The following is a 1,536-nucleotide window of genomic DNA, read 5'->3' on the forward strand; positions in this document are numbered from 1 at the left end:
GGTAAGATGCAGTGATCTCCCTACCCATACCGATACCGGTTGGTGAATCTGATCGAGAACACATAGGCGACGCCGGGGGTGAATCAACAATCTCGAAATTGTCATTTATCTGCTTAATGCCTGGTGTCATTTCTGGTTCCTGTGACGTGAGTATTTCTCCTCATTTTGAAACGACGATCAAAATGGGTGCGCCAGGTTAGACAAGGCTTTGGAATAAAAGTTCATAACATGGGTAAGTACGACAAACACTGCTTTTGTCTTTCAGCAAGGCAGGATGTCGTCGTTTAGCGACCAACTCCCTACTAACGGCAGGTTCCTCCAGATTTCGTCAATCTCTGACAAACTGGATCGTTTCACATCCGTCCAAATCGCCCTGATTTCGTAGATTTTTGCCATACCATCCTCACCGGCGGTGACCACATGGCAACAATCGGCACTGAAGGTGGCTGAGTTGACTGCCCCCTCATGGGAAATAGAAGCTTTCACTACCCATGATCCATTGATCTTCTGCCCGATGATTTTCGCTGTTTTATCCTTACTGGCGGTTACCACATGACGACCATCAGCACTGAAAACAGCTGAATTGACCTCGCCGTCATGGGCAATGCGGGCCTTTTCTTTCCAGACTCCGCCCTTAAGACCATAGATTTTCACCGTTTTATCATGACTGGCGGTCACCAGATGGCGGCCATCGGCGCTGAAAGTGGCTGATCTCACAGAACCCCCATGGCGAATGATGGCTTTTGGTTCCCATGATCCACCGGCCTTCTGACCGTAAATTTTCACCGTATTATCGCCACTGGCAGTCACCACATGACTCCCATCGGGGCTGAAAGTGGCTGAAGAGATCCAATGAGAATGAGGAATGTTAGCCTCTGGCTCCCAGGATCCATCGGGTTTCTGGCCAAAGATTTCCACCTTGTAAGCGTCATTGGCGATCACCACATGGGTGCCATCGGAACTAAAGGTGGCTAATCTGACAATTCTATCATGGGGAATGGAGCCTTTCTCCAGCCATGATCCATCGTCCTCCTGAGCATGGATTCTCGCCTTGCCATCAGCACCGGCGGTTATCACATAGCGCCCATCAGCGCTGAAGGTGGCTGAGAAGCCCAAATTTGCATGGAAAATGCTGGCTTTTGGTACCCACGATCCATTTTTTTCCTGACCGTAAACTTTCGCCGTGTGATCAGAACTGGCGGTCACCACAAGAGTGCTATCGGGACTGAAGGTGGCTGAGTTGACCGCATAATCATGAGTAATAGTGACTTTTACTTCCCATGACCCATCGGCCCTGAGACCACAGATTTTCGCCGTGTGATCATCACTGGCGGTGACCAAATGATTGCTATCGGGGCTAAAGGTGGCTGAGTTGATAGAACCAGTGTGAACAATCTCAGCTTTTACATGCCATGATTGACTGATGTTATGACCAGAGATTTTCGCTGTATCTTTAAAGAGATCAGTAGCTTTAGCCCTGGTCACCACATGGCGACCATCGCCACTGAAGGTGGCTGCTCGAACCCTGATACGATG

1 protein-coding gene is annotated in these 1,536 nt (G+C 49.4%); it reads right to left on the minus strand.

The window, feature by feature from the left end:
- Positions 1–261: 261 nt before the first annotated feature.
- Positions 262–1,536, minus strand: a 1,275-nt coding sequence (locus KDK17_RS09135; protein ID WP_257287902.1) for a WD40 repeat domain-containing protein, incomplete at its 5' end; no start/stop codon positions are given.

Origin of the sequence: Endozoicomonas sp. SESOKO2, from assembly GCF_024606245.1 — a bacterium.
Classification (GTDB): domain Bacteria; phylum Pseudomonadota; class Gammaproteobacteria; order Pseudomonadales; family Endozoicomonadaceae; genus Endozoicomonas_A.